This is a genomic window from Klebsiella sp. KP20-425-1, from assembly GCF_025813515.1.
GTDB lineage: Bacteria > Pseudomonadota > Gammaproteobacteria > Enterobacterales > Enterobacteriaceae > Klebsiella > Klebsiella pneumoniae.
Window position 1 is genome coordinate 1,308,882 of sequence record NZ_CP109614.1, and the last position, 15,598, is coordinate 1,324,479.

Consider the following 15,598-nt stretch of genomic DNA (forward strand, 5'->3'; position numbering starts at 1 on the left):
TTGTGTTTTCAATACTCATCTTATTTTAACAAAATGTTACCTTCATCCGTAGGCAGGGGCGGGGATGCTCATTATAATGCGCGCCAGGCCATACAATCGTATGTGCAACAACAGAACATTTAATTAGAGGTAATCATGGCTATTGAACGTACTTTTTCCATCATCAAACCAAACGCGGTGGCAAAAAACGTTATTGGCAGCATCTTTTCCCGCTTTGAAGCTGCAGGGTTCAAAATCGTCGGCACCAAAATGCTGCACCTGACCGTTGAACAGGCTCGTGGTTTCTATGCTGAGCACGAAGGTCGCCCGTTCTTCGACGGTCTGGTTGAGTTCATGACCTCCGGCCCGATCGTGGTTTCCGTTCTGGAAGGCGAAAATGCGGTACAGCGTCACCGTGACCTGCTGGGCGCCACCAATCCGGCAAACGCCCTGGCGGGTACCCTGCGCGCTGACTACGCTGACAGCTTCACCGAGAACGGCACCCACGGTTCCGACTCTGTAGAATCCGCTGCCCGCGAAATCGCGTTCTTCTTTGCTGAAGGCGAGGTTTGCCCGCGCACTCGCTAATCTCCTGCGTCTTTCACGCCACAGCATTGTTGGCTTCCTTCGCGCACCCCGGTCACATAGTTATCTATGCTCCCGGGGATTTGCGAACTCGCCGTCTCGCTGTGACCTGAAATACTTTGGAGATACAAACCTCGTCTTTTCGACCGTCGCGGCGTTGGCTGCGCGCGTTCACCCCGGTCACATAGTTATCTATGCTCCCGGGGATTAATGAGAGGCTCCTGCCTCTCACCGGAGGCCAGCCTACGGCTGGTCAAATTCGTTCCCGACGAATTTGTCACTTGCTTGCCGCCTTGCGACAATCGAAAAGCCTTAGAGGATTGAGCAGTCAGTTACAGATTTTTTTTCATTGCTTTGTGCAAACGTGGCAATGATGCGCCAGAATTTGTAGAATATAGCGCCCCTGGACGAGCAGTCGCTCTCCGGGGCGTTTCTTTTTCAACCCACCTGGGGCCATAACGTGTAATAACGAGGCCGGAAAATATTATGTCTGAACAAATTGTCACGCCTGATACCGCCGCTCTGACGGTGCCGAACAAAGATGCCAAAATCAACCTGCTGGATTTAAACCGTCAGCAGATGCGCGAGTTTTTCAAAAACATGGGCGAGAAGCCTTTCCGCGCCGATCAGGTGATGAAATGGATGTATCACTACTGCTGCGACGACTTTGATGAGATGACCGACATCAACAAAGTCCTGCGCAGTAAACTGAAAGAAGTGGCGGAGATCCGCGCCCCGGAAGTGGTTGAAGAGCAACGCTCAACCGACGGGACCATTAAATGGGCGATTGCCGTTGGCGATCAGCGCGTCGAGACCGTCTATATCCCGGAAGAAGACCGCGCCACCCTGTGCGTCTCCTCCCAGGTAGGCTGCGCGCTGGAGTGCAAATTCTGCTCCACCGCCCAGCAGGGCTTTAACCGCAACCTGCGGGTATCCGAAATTATCGGCCAGGTCTGGCGCGCGGCGAAGATCGTCGGCGCGGTGAAGACCACCGGCGTGCGTCCCATTACCAACGTAGTAATGATGGGCATGGGCGAGCCGCTGCTGAACCTCAACAACGTCGTTCCGGCGATGGAAATCATGCTCGACGATTTCGGCTTTGGCCTTTCCAAGCGTCGTGTGACCTTGTCTACCTCCGGCGTGGTGCCGGCGCTGGATAAACTCGGCGATATGATCGATGTTGCGCTGGCGATCTCCTTGCACGCGCCGAACGACACCATTCGCGACGAAATCGTCCCGATCAACAAAAAGTACAACATCGAGACGTTCCTCAACTCGGTGCGCGGCTATATTTCGAAGTCCAACGCCAACCAGGGCCGGGTGACCATCGAGTACGTGATGCTGGATCACGTCAACGACGGCACCGAGCACGCCCATGAGCTGGCGGCGCTGCTGAAAGATACGCCGTGCAAGATCAACCTGATCCCATGGAACCCGTTCCCGGGCGCGCCGTATGGCCGCAGCTCCAACAGCCGCATCGACCGTTTCTCCAAAGTCCTGATGGAGTACGGCTTTACGACCATCGTGCGTAAAACGCGCGGCGACGATATCGATGCCGCCTGCGGCCAGCTGGCGGGAGACGTCATTGACCGTACCAAGCGTACGCTGCGTATGCGGATGCAGGGCGAAGCGATTGACGTAAAAGCGGTCTGACAAATGATGACCCGTGCAGCGCAGGCGGCACGGGTCATATTTATGGCCGATAGCCAGGCGAAATACGCTGATTCGGTTAATAATTACGGTGCGTTTTTGTCGACTTTGAGGCAGTATGTAGCGGCACAACAACCGCTTAGCATTCAATTTTGATTCGTCTCTGTGATCGCGCGGCTGACAGTCCTATACTGTGAGGCTGACGTAGCACAGATGTCTCGCGGCGCCGGCTTTTTCCCGCGCTGAACTTTAAATTTCACGTACCAGTAGTTGTAGCGAATGAATACTGAAGCCACTCAAGATCATCAAGAAGCAAACACCACGGGCGCGCGTCTGCGTCACGCCCGCGAACAACTCGGACTTAGCCAGCAAGCGGTGGCCGAACGCTTATGCCTGAAGGTGTCCACGGTTCGTGATATTGAAGACGATAAGGCCCCCGCCGACCTCGCCTCCACCTTCCTGCGCGGGTACATCCGCTCCTACGCTCGCCTCGTACATATTCCAGAAGACGAGCTGCTGCCGATGATGGCCAAGCAGGCGCCCATCCGCGCGGCGAAAGTCGCGCCAATGCAGAGTTTCTCTTTAGGCAAGCGCCGCAAAAAGCGCGACGGCTGGCTGATGAGCTTCACCTGGCTGGTGCTGTTTGTGGTTATCGGTCTGAGCGGCGCCTGGTGGTGGCAAGACCATAAGGCGCAGCAGGAAGAGATTTCGACCATGGCCGATCAGTCTTCCGCTGAGCTGAACGGCGGCGACGCCAACAGCCAGAACGTGCCGCTGGATACCAGCGCCCCTGCAGCCCCGACCGCCGATAGCGCCGCGAACAGCGCGCCAACCGATACCGCCAGCGCACCGACCACCAGCGCGCCGGCCCAGACGCCAGCGGATAATAACGCTGTCGTGGCGCCTTCCCAGGCCAATGTCGATACCGCGGGGACGACGCCGGCAGCTCCGGCTACCACCCCAGCCTCGCCGTTGCCGACCGATCAGGCGAACGTCACGACTCCGGCGGCGTCGGCGCAGGATCTGGTGATGAACTTTTCCGCCGACTGCTGGCTGGAAGTGAGCGATGCCACCGGTAAAAAACTGTTCAGCGGCCTGCAGCGTAAAGGCGGTAACCTGAACCTGAGCGGTCAGGCGCCGTATAAGCTGAAAATTGGCGCCCCGGCCGCGGTACAGATCCAGTATCTGGGCAAGCCTGTCGATTTAAGTCGTTTTATCAGAACTAACCAGGTTGCGCGTCTGACCCTCAATGCCGAATCATCACCGGCGCAGTAACAGACGGGTAACGCGGGAGATTTTTCATGCATAACCAGGCTCCGATTCAACGTAGAAAATCTAAACGTATTTACGTTGGTAATGTGCCAATTGGCGATGGGGCTCCCATCGCCGTTCAGTCAATGACTAATACGCGCACCACCGATGTGGCGGCGACCGTAAATCAAATCAAAGCGTTAGAGCGCGTAGGCGCGGACATTGTCCGTGTCTCTGTTCCGACGATGGACGCTGCTGAGGCGTTCAAACTTATCAAACAGCAGGTTAACGTCCCGCTGGTCGCCGATATCCACTTTGACTACCGTATTGCGCTGAAAGTGGCGGAATATGGCGTCGACTGCCTGCGTATCAACCCGGGCAACATCGGCAACGAAGAGCGCATCCGCATGGTTGTAGATTGCGCTCGCGATAAAAACATCCCGATCCGCATCGGCGTCAACGCCGGCTCGCTGGAAAAAGATCTGCAGGAAAAATATGGCGAGCCGACGCCGCAGGCGCTGCTCGAATCCGCCATGCGTCATGTCGATCATCTCGATCGTCTGAACTTCGATCAGTTTAAAGTCAGCGTTAAAGCCTCCGATGTCTTCCTGGCGGTGGAATCCTATCGTCTGCTGGCGAAACAGATCGATCAGCCGCTGCATCTCGGGATCACCGAAGCGGGCGGCGCGCGCAGCGGCGCGGTAAAATCGGCGATCGGTCTGGGACTACTGCTGTCCGAGGGGATCGGCGATACGCTGCGCGTCTCGCTGGCGGCGGATCCGGTGGAAGAGATCAAGGTCGGCTTCGATATCCTCAAATCTCTGCGTATTCGTTCCCGCGGCATTAACTTTATCGCCTGCCCGACCTGTTCACGCCAGGAGTTTGACGTTATCGGTACGGTGAATGCTCTGGAGCAGCGTCTGGAAGATATCATCACCCCGATGGATGTTTCGATCATCGGTTGCGTGGTGAACGGCCCGGGCGAAGCGCTGGTCTCCACCCTTGGCGTCACCGGCGGCAACAAGAAAAGCGGCCTGTATGAAGACGGCGTGCGTAAAGATCGCCTGGACAACAACGACATGATCGACCAGCTGGAAGCGCGGATCCGCGCCAAAGCCTCGATGCTCGATGAAGCCCGTCGGATTGACGTTCAACAGGTTGAAGCAAAATAACGTGTTGGGAAGCGATACGCTTCCCGTGTATGATTGAACCTGCGGGCGCGAGGCGCCGGGGTTCATTTTTGTATATATAAAGAGAATAAACGTGGCAAAGAACATTCAAGCCATCCGTGGCATGAACGATTATCTGCCGGGCGAAACCGCTCTCTGGCAGCGCATTGAAGGCTCACTGAAGCAGGTGCTCGGTAGCTACGGTTACAGCGAAATCCGTTTGCCGATTGTAGAGCAGACCCCGTTATTCAAACGCGCGATCGGCGAAGTGACCGACGTGGTTGAAAAAGAGATGTATACCTTCGAAGACCGCAATGGCGACAGCCTGACGCTGCGTCCGGAAGGGACGGCGGGCTGCGTACGTGCCGGCATCGAACATGGTCTGCTGTACAATCAAGAACAGCGTCTGTGGTACGTCGGGCCAATGTTCCGTCACGAGCGCCCGCAGAAAGGTCGCTACCGCCAGTTCCATCAGATCGGCGCCGAAGTGTTTGGCCTGCAGGGCCCGGACATCGACGCGGAGCTGATTATGCTGACCGCGCGCTGGTGGCGTGAGCTGGGCATCTCCGAGCACGTCAGCCTGGAGCTGAACTCCATCGGTTCGCTGGAAGCGCGCGCCAACTACCGCGACGCGCTGGTGGCATACCTGGAGCAGTTTACCGATAAACTGGATGAAGACAGTAAACGCCGGATGTATACCAACCCGCTGCGGGTGCTGGACTCCAAAAACCCGGACGTGCAGGCGCTGCTCAACGACGCGCCGGCGCTCGGCGATTATCTTGACGAAGAGTCGAAAGCCCACTTTGCCGGCCTGTGCGCGCTGCTTGACGATGCCGGGATCCGCTACACCGTCAACCAGCGCCTGGTGCGCGGCCTTGATTACTATAACCGCACCGTGTTCGAGTGGGTGACCACCAGCCTTGGTTCCCAGGGCACCGTCTGCGCCGGCGGTCGTTACGACGGCCTGGTTGAGCAGCTGGGCGGTCGCGCTACCCCGGGCGTGGGTTTTGCCATGGGGCTGGAACGTCTTGTTTTACTGGTCCAGGCAGTGAATCCGGAATTTAAAGCCGATCCTGTTGTCGATATATACCTGGTAGCCTCCGGGACCGATACTCAGTCTGCTGCAATGCGTCTCGCTGAGCAGGTTCGCGATGCGCTGCCCGGCGTGAAGCTGATGACCAACCACGGCGGCGGCAACTTTAAGAAGCAGTTCGCCCGCGCTGACAAGTGGGGGGCGCGCGTCGCGCTGGTGGTCGGTGAATCAGAGATCGCTGACGGAAACGTGGTAGTGAAGGATTTACGCTCAGGTGAGCAAACTACCGTAACGCAGGAGAGCGTTGCCGCGCATTTGCGCACACTTCTGGGTTAATCTCCCGGGAATTATTAGTCAGGAGAAGGACTGCGTGGAAACTTTTAACAACGAGAACGATCAGGTCGATGCGCTGAAGCGTTTCTTTGCCGAAAACGGCAAAGCGCTGGCGGTCGGGGTGATTTTAGGGATTGGCGCGCTGGTTGGCTGGCGCTACTGGACCTCCCATCAGCAGGATACCGCCAGAGACGCGTCGCTGGCTTACGAGAAGGCGACTTCCGCGCTGAAATCGAATACGCCAGAAGTGCTGTCAGGGGCAGAGAAATTCGCGGCTGACAATAAAAATACCTACGGCGCCTTCGCCTCTCTCGAGCTGGCACAGCATTTTGTTGAACAGAACGATCTGCCGAACGCTGAAAAGCAGCTGCAGCAGGGGCTGGCGGCCGCATCTGATGATAATCTGAAATCGGTTATCAGTATGCGTCTGGCCCGCGTTCAGCTGCAAATGAAACAGGCTGATGCGGCGCTGAAAACCCTCGACAGCATCAAAGGTGAGGGCTGGACCGCCATTGTGGCCGATTTGCGCGGCGAAATTCTGTTGAGCAAAGGCGATAAGCAAGGGGCCCGTGCGGCGTGGGAAGCTGGCGTGAAAAGCGATGCTTCTCCTGCGCTCAGCGAAATGATGCGTATGAAAATGAATAATTTGTCCATCTGAGAGGGACTCGATGCAATTGCGTAAATTACTGTTGCCAGGGCTGCTTTCCGTTACCTTGCTGAGCGGGTGTTCGCTGTTTAATAGCGAAGAAGATGTGGTGAAAATGTCACCGCTGCCGACGGTAGAAAACCAGTTTACGCCGTCCACGTCCTGGAGCACCTCGGTTGGCGATGGTATCGGCGAATTTTACTCTAACCTTCATCCGGCCTTTGCCGACGGCGTAGTGTATGCTGCTGACCGTAAAGGCACCGTCAAAGCGCTGAACGCCGACGATGGCAAAGAGGTATGGTCGGTGAATCTGGCGGAGAAAGATGGCTGGTTCTCGCGCACGCCAGCGCTGCTTTCCGGCGGGGTGACCGTCTCTGGCGGCCATGTTTATATCGGCAGCGAGAAAGCGCAGCTTTATGCGCTGAATACCAGCGATGGTACCGTGGCCTGGCAAACCCGTGTCGCCGGCGAGGCGCTGTCGCGTCCGGTGGTGAGCGATGGCATGGTGCTGGTGCATACCAGTAACGGCCAGCTGCAGGCGCTAAACGAGACCGATGGGGCCGTGAAGTGGACCGTTAACCTCGATATGCCGGCGCTCTCCCTGCGCGGCGAGTCTGCGCCTGCGACCGCCTACGGCGCGGCGATCGTCGGCGGCGACAACGGCCGCGTCAGTGCAGTATTGATGCAGCAGGGGCAGATGATTTGGCAGCAGCGTATTTCTACGGCCACCGGCCCGACGGAAATTGACCGCCTGAACGACGTCGACACGACGCCGATCATCGTTAACGGTGTGGTTTATGCGCTGGCTTATAACGGTAACCTGACCGCGCTGGACCTGCGTAGCGGCCAGATTATGTGGAAACGCGAGCTGGGTTCGGTGAATGATTTCATCGTCGATGGTAACCGTATCTACCTGGTAGACCAGAACGATCGCCTGCTGGCACTGACCACCGACGGCGGTGTAACCCTGTGGACGCAAAGCGATCTGCTGCACCGTTTGCTGACCGCGCCGGTGTTGTATAATGGCAATCTGGTCGTCGGCGATAGCGAAGGCTACATGCACTGGGTTAATCCGGAAGATGGCCATTTTGTGGCGCAGCAGAAAGTCGATAGTTCCGGCTTCCTGACCGACCCGGTGGTTGCCGATGGTCGACTGCTGATCCAGGCGAAAGACGGTACGCTGTACGCGATTACGCGTTAATTACCGCTGTCGTGAGTGATTAAGAAACGGCCCCTGGCAGACAGGGGCCGTTTTGACTTTTTTAAAAACGTCGTTAAGACGATGTTGCTTAGTGATTGTATGAGGCATTTAACATGATACCTGTGGTCGCGCTTGTCGGGCGCCCTAACGTTGGAAAATCCACGCTCTTTAACCGCCTGACGCGCACTCGTGATGCGCTGGTTGCGGATTTCCCGGGGCTGACTCGTGACCGTAAGTACGGTCGGGCCGAAGTCGAAGGCCGCGAATTCATCTGTATCGATACCGGTGGTATTGATGGTACGGAAGAGGGCGTGGAAACCCGGATGGCGGAGCAGTCGCTGCTGGCAATCGAAGAGGCCGATGTGGTGCTGTTTATGGTCGATGCGCGCGCGGGCCTGATGCCGGCGGACATCGCGATCGCTAAACACCTGCGCTCTCGTGAAAAGCCCACCTTCCTGGTGGCTAACAAAACCGACGGCATCGACGTCGACCAGGCGATGGCGGACTTCTGGTCGCTCGGCCTGGGCGATATCTATCCGATTGCCGCTTCGCACGGCCGCGGCGTGACCAGCCTGCTGGAGCAGGCCCTGCTGCCATGGGTCGATGAGGTTAATCCGCAGGAAGAAGTGGATGAAGACGCCGAATACTGGGCGAAATTCGAAGCCGAGCAGAATGGCGAAGCGGAAGAAGAGCCGGAAGACGACTTCAATCCGCAGGATCTGCCGATCAAGCTGGCGATTGTCGGACGTCCTAATGTCGGTAAATCAACCCTCACCAATCGCATCCTCGGTGAAGATCGCGTGGTGGTTTACGATATGCCGGGCACCACCCGTGACAGCATTTATATCCCGATGCAGCGTGACGAGCGCGAATACGTGCTCATCGATACCGCCGGGGTGCGCAAGCGCGGGAAAATCACCGACGTCGTGGAAAAGTTCTCGGTGATCAAAACGCTGCAGGCGATTGAAGACGCCAACGTCGTGCTGCTGGTGATCGATGCTCGCGAAGGGATCTCCGACCAGGACCTCTCGCTGCTGGGCTTTATTCTTAACAGCGGCCGTTCGCTGGTGATCGTCGTTAACAAGTGGGATGGCCTGAGTCAGGAAGTGAAGGAGCAGGTGAAGGAGACCCTCGACTATCGTCTGGGCTTTATCGACTTTGCCCGGGTGCACTTCATCTCCGCCCTGCACGGCAGCGGCGTCGGCAACCTGTTTGAATCGGTACGCGAAGCCTACGACAGCGCTACGCGCCGCGTAAGCACCGCGATGCTGACCCGGATCATGAACATGGCGGCGGAAGATCATCAGCCACCGCTGGTGCGTGGCCGTCGCGTGAAGCTGAAATACGCCCACGCCGGGGGCTACAACCCGCCTATCGTGGTGATCCACGGTAACCAGGTCAAGGATCTGCCGGATTCCTACAAGCGCTATCTGATGAACTACTTCCGTAAATCCCTGGACGTGATGGGCACGCCGATCCGGATCCAGTTCAAGGAAGGGGAAAACCCGTTCGCTAACAAGCGTAACACCCTGACGCCGAACCAGATGCGTAAACGTAAGCGCTTGATCAAGCACATCAAGAAAAGCAAATAATCATTAAACCCGCTTCGGCGGGTTTTTTGTGGCCGCCATGCCGGTAAATGTCAAAACCTTCCGCCATAATCCCGCGATACTTCGCCGGGAACAGAGCGGCTCAAAGGTGGACTTACTATGCAGATTGGTTTTATCGGCCTCGGCGCGGTGGTGGAAACCGCCTATTTACCGGCGCTGCGTCGCCTGGGGGACGTCATCGACCGCTGCCAGGGCTATGACCTGGACTGCAGCAGAGCGCTGCCGGGGATCCAGCGCTGTAGTTCGCTGTCGGCGCTGCTGGCCGAACCCCTGGATACGCTCTTCATTACCACCTCATCACTTCAGCATCTGCCCGTACTGGAGAGGGCGTTAGCCAGCGGCATTTCCCGCATCGTGGTGGAAAAGCCGATCGTGGCCAACCTTGAGCAGGCCGCCCGGCTGCGGGCGCTGCTGGCGCCGCCTGAGCAGGCCGCGCGGGTGCTGGCTCTTGACCACTGGATGGCGCGAGGCGTTGCGCTGAACGCTCCTGGCCCGCTGTGGCGGGCGGAAGGGGAGGCCAGCGGCTTGCCTCCGCCGCACCTGTCAGCGCAGGATATCGTCTGGCTCGAAGGCTCTTTGCAGGAGCCAAGCGGCTTTAACAGCGCTGGTGAGCCGGTCGCACTCAATTTTGCCACCGGGGAGCTGGATACCCGGCAGCTGCGTCACCCTGATGGGGTGATCCTCGATATCGGCACCCATGTCCTGGCGATGCTCCGCGAAACCCTGCACGCCAGCGGAAGCGATACGGCGCTGAGCCTTTCCCTTCGGGTGGCGAAAGACCGCCTCGGCCATGACATTGCTCCTGGGGATACGAGCACTGCCGAGGGGGAGGCGCATCTGCAGGGAACCCTGGGCACTATCCCGCTCAATATCTGGCTCAACAAATACGCGGGTCCCGCGGGCGGGCAAAAGGGAATGCGGATAGGACTGCGGGACGGGCGAATAATTACCTTCGATCGCGCCCCTGAGGGCGAAGTGGTGACGCTACAGGACGGCGAGCGGGTGCAGCGCTGGACCCGGCCCGGGGCGATCTATACGCACTGTCTTGATGAGCAGATCCTCGGCGCTGATAATCTGTTTATCCGGGCGCCGGACAGCGTGGCCGGGCTAACGCAGCGTAGGCTTGAGGAAGTGGAATGGCTGCTCAGGTTGCAGCAGCAATTACGCGGCCCGCATTAAACCCGGAACATGATAAAATAGGTGCAGATAAACGTTGAAAGGAATGGTTATGGAACTTGATTGCCCTCTGTGCCACGCGCCGTTAGATGTCAAAGGCAGTAGCGCGCATTGCGCCCAGTGCGAAAGGGTATTTACCCTTGAGGCCCGCTGCCCGGAATGCCACCAGCCGCTGGAGGTGCTGAAGGCGTGCGGCGCGGTGGATTACTTTTGCCAGCATGGGCATGGCCTTATCTCGAAAAAACGGGTGGAATTTATTCCGCTGGTTTAGTGGGCGAAGGCTTTCTGGCCCGCGTTTTTTTCACCGGCGCGATCTGCTTCACTTCGCTTTCGACCCAGCCGTCTTTCAGGCGGGTGGTGAGCAGATCGCCGGTTTTGACCTGTTTTGTCTGCTTCAGCACCGTACCGTCGCTCACCGAGGTGACGCTGTAGCCCCGCGCCAGGGTGGCTAAGGGGCTCACCGCCTCCAGATGGGTCACCGCGTTGCCAAACCGTTCACGCCGCTCGCTGAGGCGGCCACGCATAATTTCCGCCAGCCGGTATTCCAGCTGCTGGATCCGCGACTGCGCGCGGTGGATCCGCGGCTGCGGGTTGTAGTGATTCAGACGCTGAACGGTGCGCTTTTGCCGCTGTTCTGCGCGCTTAAGCTGTGACTCCACGGCGATACGCATCCGTTGGCGCAGGCGTTCCAGGGCGGTCTGCTGGCGGGCCAAGCGCAGCTGTGGATGCTGTTGCTGCAGGCGATGGAACAGCTGGGTAAAACGGCGCTGGCGACTGGCGAGGAAATAGTCCATCGCCATTTCCAGCCGCTGCTGTCCGGACTGCAGCTGGCGCAGCAGCTCCTGCTGGTTGCGGCTGACGATTTCCGCGGCGGCTGAGGGAGTCGGTGCCCGCAGGTCGGCAACAAAATCAGCGATCGTGACGTCGGTTTCATGGCCGACGGCGCTGACGATAGGGATCTGGCTGGCGAAAATAGCCCGCGCCACCCGCTCATCGTTAAAACTCCACAGATCCTCCAGCGAACCGCCGCCGCGTCCGACAATCAGTACGTCACACTCCTGGCGCGCGTTGGCCAGCGCGATGGCGCGCACAATCTGCCCGGGGGCGTCGTCACCCTGGACCGCGGTTGGGTAGATGATCACCGGCAGCCCGGGATCGCGGCGCCTGAGGACATGGAGAATATCGTGCAGCGCGGCACCGGTTTTCGAGGTGATGACGCCGACGCAGTGGGCGGGAGAGGGGAGCGCCTGCTTATGTTTTTGCTCGAACAGTCCTTCCGCCGTTAACTGCGCTTTCAGCTGCTCATACTTCTGCTGCAGCAACCCTTCGCCGGCGGGCTGCATGCTTTCGACGATAATCTGGTAGTCGCCGCGCGGCTCATACAGCGTGATGTTGGCGCGAACCAGCACCTGCTGCCCGTGCTGCGGGCGGAACGTGACCCGGCGGTTGCTGTTGCGGAACATCGCGCAGCGCACCTGGGCGTTATCGTCTTTTAAGGTGAAGTACCAGTGGCCGGAGGAGGGCTGGCTGAAGTTAGAGATCTCGCCGCTGATCCAAACCTGGCCCATTTCGCGCTCAAGCAGCAGACGCACCGTCTGATTGAGGCGGCTTACGGTAAAAATTGCGGGGGATTGAGAGGGTAACATGTGAGCAAGATCAAACTTTAAATCAGCAGGTTATTCAGTCGATAGTAACGCGCTCAGAGGGGATGGCAAGTATTATTTGCAAAAAAGGGTAGATGCAATCGGTTACGCTCTGTATAATGCCACGGCAATATTTATCCACCCTGGTCGAGATATTGCCCATGCTACGTATCGCTAAAGAAGCCCTGACGTTTGACGACGTCCTCCTCGTTCCCGCTCATTCTACCGTTCTGCCGAATACTGCCGATCTCAGCACTCAGCTGACGAAAACCATTCGTCTGAATATTCCTATGCTCTCCGCAGCCATGGATACCGTAACGGAAGCGCGTCTGGCTATTGCCCTGGCACAGGAAGGCGGCATCGGCTTTATTCACAAAAACATGTCCATCGAGCGCCAGGCGGAAGAAGTTCGTCGCGTGAAGAAACATGAGTCCGGCGTGGTCACCGACCCGCAGACTGTTCTGCCGACGACCACTCTGCGTGAAGTGAAAGAGCTGACCGAGCGCAACGGTTTCGCCGGCTACCCGGTGGTTACCGAAGAAAACGAGCTGGTTGGCATCATCACCGGCCGCGACGTGCGTTTCGTCACCGATCTGAACCAGCCGGTCAGCGTCTACATGACGCCGAAAGAGCGTCTGGTCACCGTTCGTGAAGGCGAAAGCCGTGAAGTGGTCTTCGCTAAGATGCACGAAAAACGCGTCGAGAAAGCGCTGGTCGTGGATGAGAGCTTCCACCTGCGCGGCATGATCACCGTCAAAGACTTCCAGAAAGCAGAACGTAAACCGAACGCCTGTAAAGATGAGCAGGGCCGTCTGCGCGTAGGCGCGGCGGTCGGCGCCGGTGCCGGCAACGAAGAGCGCGTAGACGCGTTGGTAGCGGCAGGCGTTGACGTTCTGCTGATCGACTCCTCGCACGGTCACTCAGAAGGCGTTCTGCAGCGTATCCGTGAAACGCGCGCGAAATATCCTGACCTGCAGATCATCGGCGGCAACGTCGCCACTGGCGCAGGCGCACGCGCGCTGGCGGAAGCTGGCTGCAGCGCGGTGAAAGTGGGCATCGGCCCGGGCTCCATCTGTACTACCCGTATCGTCACCGGCGTGGGTGTGCCGCAGATCACCGCTGTTTCCGACGCGGTGGAAGCGCTGGAAGGGACCGGTATTCCGGTTATCGCTGACGGCGGTATCCGTTTCTCCGGCGATATCGCCAAAGCGATCGCCGCCGGTGCGGCGGCGGTGATGGTTGGCTCCATGCTGGCGGGTACCGAAGAGTCCCCGGGTGAAATCGAACTCTATCAGGGTCGCTCTTACAAATCCTACCGCGGGATGGGCTCCCTTGGCGCGATGTCCAAAGGCTCCTCTGATCGCTATTTCCAGAGCGATAACGCCGCTGACAAACTGGTGCCGGAAGGTATCGAAGGCCGCGTGGCCTATAAAGGCCGCCTGAAAGAGATCATTCACCAGCAGATGGGCGGTCTGCGTTCCTGTATGGGTCTGACCGGCTGTGGTACCATTGACCTGCTGCGTACCAAAGCTGAATTCGTACGCATCAGCGGTGCGGGCATTCAGGAAAGCCACGTTCACGACGTGACCATCACCAAAGAGTCCCCGAACTACCGTCTGGGCTCCTGATTTCTTCGCCCGACCTTGCGTCGGGCGATTTATTTACTCTGTTTCACTTGCCTCGGAATTAGCGTCAATGACGGAAAACATTCATAAACATCGCATCCTCATCCTCGACTTCGGGTCTCAGTATACTCAGCTGGTGGCGCGTCGCGTGCGTGAGCTGGGCGTCTACTGTGAGCTGTGGGCATGGGATGTCACGGAAGCACAGATCCGCGAATTTAATCCAAGCGGCATCATTCTTTCCGGCGGCCCGGAAAGCACCACCGAAGAGAACAGCCCGCGCGCGCCGCAGTATGTGTTCGAAGCCGGCGTGCCGGTATTTGGCGTCTGCTACGGCATGCAGACCATGGCGATGCAGCTGGGCGGCCATGTAGAAGGTTCTAACGAGCGTGAGTTTGGTTACGCGCAGGTTGAAGTGGTTAACGACAGCGCGCTGGTGCGCGGTATCGAAGATTCCCTGACCGCAGACGGCAAACCGCTGCTGGACGTGTGGATGAGCCACGGCGACAAAGTGACCGCCATCCCAGCGGACTTCGTAACCGTCGCCAGCACCGACAACTGCCCGTTCGCCATTATGGCCAACGAAGAAAAACGCTTCTACGGCGTGCAGTTCCACCCGGAAGTGACCCACACCCGTCAGGGGATGCGTATGCTGGAGCGCTTCGTGCGCGACATCTGCCAGTGCGAAGCGCTGTGGACCCCGGCGAAAATCATCGACGACGCCGTTGAGCGTATCCGTCAGCAGGTTGGCGACGACAAAGTGATCCTCGGCCTCTCCGGCGGTGTGGACTCTTCGGTGACCGCGATGCTGCTGCACCGCGCTATCGGCAAAAACCTGACCTGCGTATTCGTGGACAACGGTCTGCTGCGCCTGAACGAAGCGCAGCAGGTGATGGAGATGTTCGGCGACCACTTTGGCCTGAACATTGTTCACGTTGAAGGCGAGCAGCGTTTCCTCGACGCGCTGGCGGGTGAAAGCGATCCGGAAGCCAAGCGTAAAATTATCGGTCGCGTGTTCGTGGAAGTGTTCGACGAAGAAGCGCTGAAGCTGGACGACGTCAAATGGCTGGCGCAGGGTACCATCTACCCTGACGTTATCGAGTCTGCTGCTTCCGCCACCGGTAAAGCGCACGTCATCAAATCTCACCACAACGTGGGCGGCCTGCCGAAAGAGATGAAGATGGGCCTGGTTGAGCCGCTGCGTGAGCTGTTCAAAGACGAAGTACGTAAGATCGGCCTGGAACTGGGCCTGCCGTACGACATGCTCTACCGTCACCCGTTCCCGGGCCCCGGCCTTGGCGTGCGCGTGCTGGGCGAAGTGAAGAAAGAGTACTGCGACCTGCTGCGTCGTGCGGACGCTATCTTCATCGAAGAGCTGCACAAAGCTGACCTGTATAACAAAGTCAGCCAGGCGTTCACCGTGTTCCTGCCGGTTCGTTCCGTCGGCGTGATGGGCGATGGCCGTAAATACGACTGGGTGGTTTCCCTGCGTGCGGTGGAAACCATCGACTTTATGACCGCGCACTGGGCGCACCTGCCGTACGATTTCCTCGGCCGCGTCTCCAACCGTATCATCAATGAAGTGAACGGTATCTCCCGCGTGGTGTATGACATCAGCGGCAAGCCGCCAGCAACGATTGAGTGGGAATAATCCCCGGCGTTAGCTGAGTAAAACGAAACCCTCTGTGTTTACAGAGGGT

At 58.2% G+C, this 15,598-nt stretch carries 13 protein-coding genes; 12 read left to right on the forward strand and 1 reads right to left on the reverse strand.

The annotated features are described in order from the left end of the window. Nucleotides 1-135 precede the first annotated feature (135 nt). The 10 genes from ndk (at nt 136) to OHJ17_RS06520 (ending at nt 10,904) form a co-directional block, all read left to right on the forward strand. Nucleotides 136-567, forward strand: a complete 432-nt coding sequence (gene ndk, locus OHJ17_RS06475; RefSeq protein WP_004144312.1) for a nucleoside-diphosphate kinase — start codon at nt 136-138, stop codon at nt 565-567. Nucleotides 568-1,050: 483 nt separating this feature from the next. Beyond that, nucleotides 1,051-2,217: a dual-specificity RNA methyltransferase RlmN gene (locus OHJ17_RS06480; protein WP_267303020.1), complete on the forward strand. Its 1,167-nt coding sequence runs from the start codon at nt 1,051-1,053 to the stop codon at nt 2,215-2,217. A gap of 276 nt (nt 2,218-2,493) precedes the next feature. Beyond that, nucleotides 2,494-3,489, forward strand: coding sequence for a cytoskeleton protein RodZ (gene rodZ / locus OHJ17_RS06485; RefSeq protein ID WP_004149336.1), 996 nt, complete (start codon nt 2,494-2,496; stop codon nt 3,487-3,489). A 26-nt stretch (nt 3,490-3,515) separates the two neighbouring features. Then, nucleotides 3,516-4,637: a flavodoxin-dependent (E)-4-hydroxy-3-methylbut-2-enyl-diphosphate synthase gene (gene ispG, locus OHJ17_RS06490; protein WP_002913892.1), complete on the forward strand. Its 1,122-nt coding sequence runs from the start codon at nt 3,516-3,518 to the stop codon at nt 4,635-4,637. Between the two features lie 91 nt (nt 4,638-4,728). Next, nucleotides 4,729-6,003, forward strand: a complete 1,275-nt coding sequence (hisS, locus tag OHJ17_RS06495) for a histidine--tRNA ligase (protein WP_004149335.1) — start codon at nt 4,729-4,731, stop codon at nt 6,001-6,003. 34 nt (nt 6,004-6,037) lie between these two features. After that, nucleotides 6,038-6,658 (forward strand): YfgM family protein, encoded by a 621-nt coding sequence (locus tag OHJ17_RS06500; RefSeq protein WP_002913890.1) that lies wholly within the window; start codon nt 6,038-6,040, stop codon nt 6,656-6,658. 10 nt (nt 6,659-6,668) lie between these two features. Beyond that, complete coding sequence (bamB, locus tag OHJ17_RS06505) at nt 6,669-7,847, forward strand: outer membrane protein assembly factor BamB (RefSeq protein ID WP_002913889.1); 1,179 nt, start codon at nt 6,669-6,671, stop codon at nt 7,845-7,847. A 113-nt stretch (nt 7,848-7,960) separates the two neighbouring features. Then, on the forward strand, nt 7,961-9,439 hold the full coding sequence (der, locus tag OHJ17_RS06510) for a ribosome biogenesis GTPase Der (RefSeq protein ID WP_004144309.1): 1,479 nt from the start codon (nt 7,961-7,963) through the stop codon (nt 9,437-9,439). Between the two features lie 117 nt (nt 9,440-9,556). After that, nucleotides 9,557-10,636, forward strand: a complete 1,080-nt coding sequence (locus tag OHJ17_RS06515) for a Gfo/Idh/MocA family oxidoreductase (protein ID WP_032432265.1) — start codon at nt 9,557-9,559, stop codon at nt 10,634-10,636. Between the two features lie 49 nt (nt 10,637-10,685). Continuing rightward, nucleotides 10,686-10,904: a zinc ribbon domain-containing protein gene (locus OHJ17_RS06520; RefSeq protein ID WP_004144303.1), complete on the forward strand. Its 219-nt coding sequence runs from the start codon at nt 10,686-10,688 to the stop codon at nt 10,902-10,904. Here the strand turns inward: OHJ17_RS06520 and xseA are convergent. Next, complete coding sequence (xseA, locus tag OHJ17_RS06525) at nt 10,888-12,279, reverse strand: exodeoxyribonuclease VII large subunit (protein WP_004149333.1); 1,392 nt, start codon at nt 12,277-12,279, stop codon at nt 10,888-10,890. The two genes, OHJ17_RS06520 and xseA, sit on opposite strands and share 17 nt — an antisense overlap. A 158-nt stretch (nt 12,280-12,437) precedes the next feature. Between xseA and guaB the strand changes: the two genes are divergently transcribed. Further along, nucleotides 12,438-13,904: an IMP dehydrogenase gene (gene guaB / locus OHJ17_RS06530; protein WP_004151980.1), complete on the forward strand. Its 1,467-nt coding sequence runs from the start codon at nt 12,438-12,440 to the stop codon at nt 13,902-13,904. Between the two features lie 67 nt (nt 13,905-13,971). Then, on the forward strand, nt 13,972-15,549 hold the full coding sequence (gene guaA, locus OHJ17_RS06535) for a glutamine-hydrolyzing GMP synthase (protein ID WP_004151979.1): 1,578 nt from the start codon (nt 13,972-13,974) through the stop codon (nt 15,547-15,549). Nucleotides 15,550-15,598 lie beyond the last annotated feature (49 nt).

What these genes read in the sequence shown, in the direction of transcription:
- ndk (WP_004144312.1), top strand. Translation starts at nt 136, where the DNA reads ATGGCTATTGAACGTACTTTTTCCATCATCAAACCAAACGCGGTGGCA.
- OHJ17_RS06480 (WP_267303020.1), top strand. Translation starts at nt 1,051, where the DNA reads ATGTCTGAACAAATTGTCACGCCTGATACCGCCGCTCTGACGGTGCCG.
- rodZ (WP_004149336.1), top strand. Translation starts at nt 2,494, where the DNA reads ATGAATACTGAAGCCACTCAAGATCATCAAGAAGCAAACACCACGGGC.
- ispG (WP_002913892.1), top strand. Translation starts at nt 3,516, where the DNA reads ATGCATAACCAGGCTCCGATTCAACGTAGAAAATCTAAACGTATTTAC.
- bamB (WP_002913889.1), top strand. Translation starts at nt 6,669, where the DNA reads ATGCAATTGCGTAAATTACTGTTGCCAGGGCTGCTTTCCGTTACCTTG.
- der (WP_004144309.1), top strand. Translation starts at nt 7,961, where the DNA reads ATGATACCTGTGGTCGCGCTTGTCGGGCGCCCTAACGTTGGAAAATCC.
- OHJ17_RS06515 (WP_032432265.1), top strand. Translation starts at nt 9,557, where the DNA reads ATGCAGATTGGTTTTATCGGCCTCGGCGCGGTGGTGGAAACCGCCTAT.
- OHJ17_RS06520 (WP_004144303.1), top strand. Translation starts at nt 10,686, where the DNA reads ATGGAACTTGATTGCCCTCTGTGCCACGCGCCGTTAGATGTCAAAGGC.
- xseA (WP_004149333.1), bottom strand. Translation starts at nt 12,279, where the DNA reads ATGTTACCCTCTCAATCCCCCGCAATTTTTACCGTAAGCCGCCTCAAT.
- guaB (WP_004151980.1), top strand. Translation starts at nt 12,438, where the DNA reads ATGCTACGTATCGCTAAAGAAGCCCTGACGTTTGACGACGTCCTCCTC.
- guaA (WP_004151979.1), top strand. Translation starts at nt 13,972, where the DNA reads ATGACGGAAAACATTCATAAACATCGCATCCTCATCCTCGACTTCGGG.